9 protein-coding genes are annotated in these 7,696 nt (G+C 61.1%); 7 read left to right on the top strand and 2 right to left on the bottom strand.

The window, feature by feature from the left end; translation table 11 throughout:
- The 7 genes from RMQ73_RS00160 to RMQ73_RS00130 form a co-directional block, all read left to right on the top strand.
- On the top strand, window positions 1–629 hold a 629-nt coding region (locus RMQ73_RS00160), incomplete at its 5' end, for an NADP-dependent oxidoreductase (RefSeq protein WP_310495930.1).
- A gap of 38 nt (window positions 630–667) precedes the next feature.
- Complete coding sequence (locus RMQ73_RS00155) at window positions 668–2,554, top strand: S9 family peptidase (protein ID WP_310495929.1); 1,887 nt, start codon at window positions 668–670, stop codon at window positions 2,552–2,554.
- Window positions 2,555–2,911: 357 nt separating this feature from the next.
- Window positions 2,912–3,337 (top strand): ion channel, encoded by a 426-nt coding sequence (locus RMQ73_RS00150; protein WP_310495928.1) that lies wholly within the window; start codon window positions 2,912–2,914, stop codon window positions 3,335–3,337.
- 95 nt (window positions 3,338–3,432) lie between these two features.
- Window positions 3,433–3,603, top strand: a complete 171-nt coding sequence (locus RMQ73_RS00145; protein WP_310495927.1) for a hypothetical protein — start codon at window positions 3,433–3,435, stop codon at window positions 3,601–3,603.
- 92 nt (window positions 3,604–3,695) lie between these two features.
- Window positions 3,696–4,385: a DnaJ domain-containing protein gene (locus tag RMQ73_RS00140; RefSeq protein ID WP_310495926.1), complete on the top strand. Its 690-nt coding sequence runs from the start codon at window positions 3,696–3,698 to the stop codon at window positions 4,383–4,385.
- Window positions 4,386–4,581: 196 nt separating this feature from the next.
- Window positions 4,582–4,842, top strand: coding sequence for a type II toxin-antitoxin system RelE/ParE family toxin (locus RMQ73_RS00135; protein WP_310495925.1), 261 nt, complete (start codon window positions 4,582–4,584; stop codon window positions 4,840–4,842).
- A gap of 9 nt (window positions 4,843–4,851) precedes the next feature.
- Entirely contained in the window at window positions 4,852–5,523 is a 672-nt protein-coding gene (locus RMQ73_RS00130) for a helix-turn-helix domain-containing protein (RefSeq protein WP_310495924.1), read from the top strand.
- Window positions 5,524–5,782: 259 nt separating this feature from the next.
- Here RMQ73_RS00130 and RMQ73_RS00125 read toward each other — a convergent pair whose 3' ends face one another.
- On the bottom strand, window positions 5,783–6,490 hold the full coding sequence (locus RMQ73_RS00125; protein ID WP_310495923.1) for a hypothetical protein: 708 nt from the start codon (window positions 6,488–6,490) through the stop codon (window positions 5,783–5,785).
- Between the two features lie 357 nt (window positions 6,491–6,847).
- A partial coding sequence (locus RMQ73_RS00120) for a phosphomethylpyrimidine synthase ThiC (protein ID WP_310495922.1) occupies window positions 6,848–7,696 on the bottom strand: 849 nt, incomplete at its 5' end.

Below are 7,696 nucleotides of genomic sequence, written 5' to 3'. Positions count from 1 at the left end.
TTGGCGTCACCGGCCTGACCGCCTGGTTCGGCCTGACCGATCTTGGCCAGCCAGTGGCCGGCGATGTCGTGCTGGTATCGGGCGCAGCCGGCGCCACCGGCAGCGTCGTCGTGCAGATTGCCAAGGCGCTGGGCTGCAAGGTCATCGGTATTGCTGGCGGCCCGGAAAAATGCGCCTGGGTGATGGATGTCGCCGGCGCCGATGCCTGTATCGATTACCGCGCCGGCAATGTTGCTCGTGCTATCCGTGAACATGCGCCAAAAGGCGTCAATGTCATCTTTGAAAATGTCGGCGGCGAAATCCTCGATGCCGGCCTTGCCAATCTGGCGCTGCGTGCCCGCATCGTGCTTTGCGGCGGCATCTCCAGCTATAATGACACCGGCGAGGACCGTTCACCTGGCCTGCGCAATTACATGAATATCACCGTCATGCGCGCCCGGATGATGGGCTTCATCGTGCTCGACTATGCCAAGCGGTACGGCGAGGGCGTCGCCGCGCTGGCTGACCTGATGGCGCAGGGCAAGCTCAAGACAGCCGAGGACATCCAGCACGGCTTTGAAAACTGCCCGGCCACGCTGCGCCGCCTGTTCGAGGGCAAGAATTTCGGCAAGCAGTTGCTCAAGCTCTAGGCACTGACAAGCGTGACACATAAATGGGGACACATGCGATGAAGCGACTGATGACTATGGCAGCCGCTTTTTTGGTCGCCGGGGGCTCGCCGACCGCTGCCGCTGGAGTTGCCGAAACGGTCACGGCCATTGCTTCTATCCGCAGCAGCACCGGTGCCAGCCTGTCGCCCGATGGCAAGCGGATTGCCTTTGTCTCCAACGCAGCGGGCAGCCCGCAAGTCTGGCTGCTGGAGCCTGGCGCTGTGCCAGTGCCGGTCACCCGGCTTTCCGACCTGGTGCAATCGGTGGCCTGGTCGCCGGCCGGCGACTGGCTGGCCTATGATGTTGCGCCGGGCGGCGGATTGAACGTGCAGGTGCATCTTGTTCGGTCCGATGGCAGCGGCGGGCGCATGGTGACTGCCGGCGGCGCCAGCAACAACCGCTTCTTTGGCTGGACGCCGGATGGCAAGGCCCTGCGCATCGGATCAGCGGCGGCCGATCCGGCCCGCTTCGACCCGCAGCTGGTCGATGTGGCAACAGGGACTGTGACCGGTGTCGGCGCCGGCTCGTCTGGGCTGAGCAATGTGCTGGTCAGCCGTGATGGCCGGCGTGTCGTGCTCGACCGGGCGGTGACGCGCGGCGACAGCAATGTCTGGCTGGTGAACCGGGCAAGCGGCGCCGAACAATTGGTGACGCGCCACAAGGGCCGGGCTCAGTTTTCGGCCATCGGGCTGTCGCCGGACGGCCGGCGATTGTGGCTACGCGGCAACGGCGCCACCGACAATTATGCGCTGTTGGCAGTGGATATCAATGCGGCCGGCAAGGCCGGGCCCATGCGGACCGTGCTGGGCCGCGCCGATGCCGAACTGGAAAATGCGGTGCTGAGCGAGGATGGCCGCAGCATCGCGCTGGTCTGGAACAAAAGCGGCCGCAGCGAATTGGGCTGGTTCGACACCATGACGGGCCAACAGCGCCCCGGCCCGGCATTGGGGAAGGCCGCGCTGGCGCCGGTCGATCTGGTGGGCGCGCCGGAATTTGCAGCCGATGGCACGTCGCTGGTGTTCACCGGATCGGGTGCTGCCGCGCCGGCCAATCTTTACCGGGTCGTGGCGGCGGACAACGTTGTCACCAGGCTGACGGATTCGGCGCATGACGGCGTTGATCTGGCGTTGCTTGCCCGGCCGCGTCTGCTGGAATGGACGGCGCGCGATGGTGTGAAACTGTCGGGCTGGCTTTACCGCCCCAAGGGCGCAAACGGCCCGCAGCCGATGGTTTTCATCTATCATGGCGGCCCCGAAGGCCAGTCGCGGCCCAGTTTGAGCAGTGATGTCCAGGCGCTGGTGGCCAGCGGCATTTCGGTGCTGCTGCCCAATGTCCGCGGCTCCAGCGGCTCTGGCAAGGCGTTCATGGAAATGGACAATGGCCCGCTGCGCAACGCCGGTGTCACGGACATCGCCGATACAAGTGATTTTGTGGTCAAGGCCGGCCTGGCCGATTCAACGCGGCTGGGCATCATGGGCGGCAGCTATGGCGGCTATATGGTCATGGCCGGAGTAACCGAGTTTCCAGCGATGTTCGCTGCCGGGGTCAACCTGTACGGTGTCGTGAATTTCGACACGTTTTTCAAGAATACACAGCCATGGATGGCGGCCATTTCCAAGGTCGAATATGGCGATCCAGTCAAGGACAGGGCCATGCTGGCCAAGCTGTCGCCGCTCGGCAAGATCGATGTGGTGACAACGCCGCTACTTGTGCTCCACGGCGCCAACGATACCAATGTGCCGGTGATCGAGGCCGAACAGATCGTTGCCAGCCTCAAGGGCAGGGGCGTTGCTGTCGAGTACATCCTGTTCCCCGATGAAGGGCATGGTTGGCGCAAGCTGCCCAACCGGGTCCGCAGCACCACCGCCATTGTTGGGTTCTTCAAAACCAAATTTGCGCGATAATGACGTTGCCGCGCGATTTGCCTTTTGCGCCGGACGTGCCCGCATTGTCACGGCTGGTTGCCGAACAGATTGTCCTTGAAAACGCGATGCGCGCCGCCTGAAATCCCAGATTTCCCGGTGACGCCGGGCCAGGAAGGGCGCATGGTCTGCACAGGACAGTCTCGTCCGCACGGAGCACGATCATGGCCAAGGGTCAGGCAAAATCGAACAAGGAAACGCGCAAGCCCAAGGCCGCCGCGCCCAAGAAAGTCATCCAGGCAAACCCCTCCACCAAGTGAACGGGCGCCGCGCGGCAGCCCTATTGCCTTGGGCGGGTGCGACCTTTGCCGGTGCGGGGCATGTCCGGCAGGCCGCCCAATGCTGACAGAATTGTTCACCGCCACCGCCATGGTGCTGCTTACGGTGTTCATCCATGCTGTCGGTTTGGTGTTGCTCGGCAGGCTGACGCGCTACGAAGCCCGCGAAGAACAGAAGCTGAACATCAAGCCGCTGTCCATGGCCGGCGTGTCGCTCACGGTGGCGGTCGTGCTGGGGTTGTTCGTTCTCCACGCCGCCGAAATATGGCTCTACGCCGCGCTTTATCTGGAACTCGGCGCCATCGATACGCTGCGCCACGCCGTGTATTTCTCCACCCAGACCTATGCCGCCATCGGATTTGGCGACGAGTTGCTCGATCCGGGCTGGCAATTGCTCGCCGCCATCGAAGGCATCAACGGCGTTATCCTGCTCGGCTGGTCAACGGCGTTCTTCGTGACGGGGATGCGCAGGCTGGGGCATCTCTAGGCGGGGCATCGGCGGCTAACCCTCGCGCCCCCCAAACGACACAGGCCCCAATGCCCGCCGGGCAGACGGCGACAGATGGCGGCTGCCCCATTTGCGTGTTTACATTTGCGCCGTCCGTCCCGGCGCTGGGGCCGATGCTGGCCGCCTATGCGCAAATTCCGCTGGGGCTGACGGCATCAGCCGCCATCGCGGCCGGCGCGCTGACGGGCTGGCTGGGCTGGCGGGCCGGTGGCGGCACCCGTAGGCCGCTCGCCAAAGCGGCTTGAGGCGGATGAGGATCATGAAGTTCGCGGTTTTTGCGTTATATATTGATTAAACGTCCTTAATTAATACTTTCTCCTTTGACAAATTTGAAACTATGGATGAACGTTGCGTTTGTCATAGCGCGGGGAAAGCACTCCGCAGGTTCATGGTTTGGGGGCAGGGGCGGTTCGTGATGGTAAATGGTCATCCCTTCATCGATTATTACAGCCTTCTCCAGGTGCACCCTGAGTGCAACGCGCGGACCCTGGAAATCGCCTATCGCCATCTGGCGAAGATGTATCACCCGGACCATCCGGAAACCGCCGATCGGGATTTGTTCAACACGATCATCGAAGCCTATGGCGTGCTGAGAAAGCCGGAAAAGCGTGCGAGCTATGACGTGCTGTACGTCCGCAACACCGGCTTTACCTTTACCTCGCAAGCGGCAGGGCTTTCCGAGGGCATTGCCGCGATGAGCGATGCCAACATGCATGCCAACATCCTGATGTATCTGTACAAGAAGCGGCGGCAGTGCGCCCGTACTCCGGGGGCCGGCGCCTTTGATATTTCGCGCAGCCTGAACTGCTCGTACGAAAATTTCGAATTTCATGCCTGGTATCTGCGGAAGAAGAGCTTCATCGAGATCATGGAAGACGGGACGTTCGCCATCACTGTCGAAGGCATCGATCACGTCATTTCCACGTCCGAGGCCACCGCCGAAAAGCGCCTGCGCATCACGCAATCGGATGACTTCCATCCGTCGAAATGGGCCGAGCGCGACGTCACGACCGGCATGGCGGCGTAAGGGCCGGGTTCTGCCGGCAGCGAGTGTTTTGGGCCTGGCAGCAGAAAGGCTTCCGGCAGCGTAGCCTGCCCCCGCGAAAGCGGGGGGCTGAGGTCCCACATCGCATTTTCTAGAGTAATCCCCTTCCCGCCTGCGGGAGAGGGTGCACGAAATAGTGCGTTTACTCTAAAACTTTTTCCAGTTATAGAATGTGTGAATGACGACGCGGCGAGTCGAGTATAGCCGGCAAGCGGCCAAGACGCTCATGCGGATCGACGCGGCAACGTCGGCGCGTATACGCGCCAAGGTTTCGCAACTGGCAAATGACCCGGCGAGCCTCGTCAGCAATATCACGCCGCTGAAAGGCGGCGAAGGCCTGTTACGGCTGCGGGTCGGCGACTGGCGTGTGATTTATACCGAGACGTTGGTGATCGTCTCGGTGGTGCGCATCGGGCCGCGCGGCGGCGTGTACGAATAGGAGGCCAATATGAATGTGGCGGTTCAGCGCTTCATGACACCGGAAGGCACCGAGATGGTGGTGCTGCCGGCCAAGGACTTCGACCGGCTGGCGGCAATGGCGACGGAAGGCGAGGGCGTCGCGGATGCACGCGCCACGCTGGCACGCATCGACGCGGGCGAGGGGACAATGCCGGGCGAAGTGCTCGGCGTCATCCTCGATGAAGGCCTGCACCCGATCGCTGCCTGGCGGCGCTATCGTGGGTTGTCGCAGGCGGAACTGGCGCGGCGGACGGGGTTGAGCCAGGTCTGGCTGAGCCGCATCGAAAGCGGCGGCGGCACGGGTTCTGCGGCGACGCGGCGCAAGGTGGCGGAGGCGCTGGAAGCGCCGGTGTGGGCTTTGGAAGAAGAAGGCGAATTGCAGGGGGACGTTATGCACCATTCGGCGCCATCATCCGGCAAAGGTGCGAAGTACGCGCCGCTACTGGAATATCTTCGCAAGAAAGACGATTCCCAAGTCACGATGCAATACGAGGAGATTTCGAAGCTGGTGGGCGGTCTGCCGAAATCGGCGAGCCTGCATCGTGCTTGGTGGGGCAACCATGAAGGCAACAGCCAGGCGCAGGGGTGGATGCCAGCGCGGTATCTGGCGGAGCCTGATATGTCGCGACGGACAGTCGTATTTCGCAGGTTTACGTACTGATGTCGGAATCACTTTTCCCCTCTCCCGCCTGCGAGGAGAGGTCGACTCGGCGGCTTCGCCGAGCGGGTGAGGGTGATTTTTGCGCCGCGCCAGCGCTCAACCCCGACACGCAGGCACACCCTCACCCGGCGCGCTGGCGCGCGTCTCCCCTCTCCCGCATGCGGGAGAGGGGGAATTAAGTATACTGTCACCGTAACTCGCCGATAGGAAGCCTTGAATCAACCACCGAGTCCCGCATCAACCAATTTGTTCACGCCGCCTAGTCTTGTTTGTGGGCGATCTGAAGAGTTTTTTTATATTCTATCATTGGAGGCTTATTACGATGCAGCTCATGTGCTTCTTGGGCCGCCTTATCTTGATGAACGAGATCAATAATCACGTTAACAGTTTTTATTGCGCCAGGCATGTCATTAATTGTACTGACCGTCATGCAACCCGCTGTTGCCATAGCGCCAGCCAGTAACCAAAAAGAACGTAGGCTTGATCGTTGATGGTCAATTTCCGCTTCTACTGCGTCAATCTTCTTGTGAAGCGCTGCCCGCGCAGTGTCGCTAAGGTTTGACGAGTTAATTTTCGCTCTTAGCTCTTCAAGATGCTTTCGGATATCTTCTTTAGTTTGATAAGAAAGCAGGACGGAATCATCTCGCAGTTCAGCACGCTTCACAGCTTTGATTTTAGTTATTACGCGAGCCAGATGGGTATCGAAATCCGCCATCGCTGCTGTGGTTTGAACCGCCCTCCCGGGGTCCGGTAGCCCGCTGATCCCCAAGGCGTCGGCAACAGTGCAAACTTCATAAACGTATTGCTGGCGCCAGGCGACCAAGCCATGTTGACCTCTGAGCGTTTCGTCGCCGGTTAGGAGTTTCAGCTGATTATAAGCTGCCAGTGCGATGAACAAGAACGCTTCTTCCGCGTCGGAGGGCGCGTTTGCCCAGACTTGATCGGTAATTAATGTGTCCGTTATCATGTCAAGCCTAGAGTATGATGGGGTGTTACGACGTCGGCGCTAGCAGCTCGGGCTTCTGTCATTCAAAACTACAGCCGGCTGCTTTGATGACTGATCATTGATGAATTAGCAACGGGGTTGGGTGCTCGCCTAATATCGAGGACAGTAAATTGCATTGTGGGATAGAATCATGGCTACATTTGGCAAATAACCGGATTGTGCATCTAGCTGACCGAGGGGCGAGCGCAACAGGGTAGGGTCGCCCCAATGAAAGTGGGTGCAGGGGCTCAGCACCTGCCCGCCGGAGGCTGTTCTTTAGCCCACCCCTCTCCCGGCTCGCTTCGCGAGTCCGACCTCTCCCTCAAGGGAAGAGGTGGGTCACTCCGCCGCCGGCAGGTAAATCTCCCCGCCCTTGGCTCGGAACTCGGCGCTCTTTTCCGCCATTCCCGCTTCCAGCATCGCGTCGGTGTTCTGCTTGGCCGCGTAATCGCGCACGTCCTGCGTGATCTTCATCGAACAGAATTTCGGCCCGCACATCGAGCAGAAATGCGCGACCTTGGCGCCTTCGGCCGGCAGGGTTTCATCATGGTATTTGAGCGCGGTTTCGGGGTCCAGTGACAGGTTGAACTGGTCGCGCCAGCGGAAGTCGAAGCGGGCGCGGGACAGGGCGTCGTCGCGGAGTTGGGCGGCCGGGTGGCCCTTGGCGAGATCGGCGGCGTGGGCGGCGAGTTTGTAGGTGATGACGCCGACCTTGACGTCGTCGCGGTCAGGCAAGCCCAGATGCTCCTTGGGGGTGACATAGCAGAGCATGGCGCAGCCGAACCAGCCGATCATGGCGGCGCCGATGCCGCTGGTGATATGGTCGTATCCCGGCGCGATATCGGTGGTGAGCGGCCCGAGCGTGTAGAAGGGCGCCTCGCCGCAGGTTTCGAGCTGCTTGGTCATGTTGACCTTGATCTTGTGCATCGGGACATGCCCCGGCCCTTCGATCATCACCTGGCAATCGTGCTTCCAGGCGATTTGCGTCAGTTCGCCCAGCGTTTCGAGTTCGGCAAACTGCGCGCGGTCGTTGGCGTCGGCAATCGAGCCGGGGCGCAGGCCGTCGCCCAGTGAGAACGACACGTCATAGGCGCGCATGATCTCGCAGATTTCCTCGAAGTGGGTGTAGAGGAAGTTTTCCTTGTGGTGGCTGAGGCACCATTTCGCCAGGATGCTGCCGCCGCGCGA

Origin of the sequence: Sandarakinorhabdus sp., assembly GCF_031430775.1 — a bacterium.
In the GTDB taxonomy this organism is placed as follows: domain Bacteria; phylum Pseudomonadota; class Alphaproteobacteria; order Sphingomonadales; family Sphingomonadaceae; genus Sandarakinorhabdus.
The sequence above is the reverse complement of the archived record's forward strand: the minus strand, read 5'-3'. Positions and strand labels throughout refer to the sequence as shown.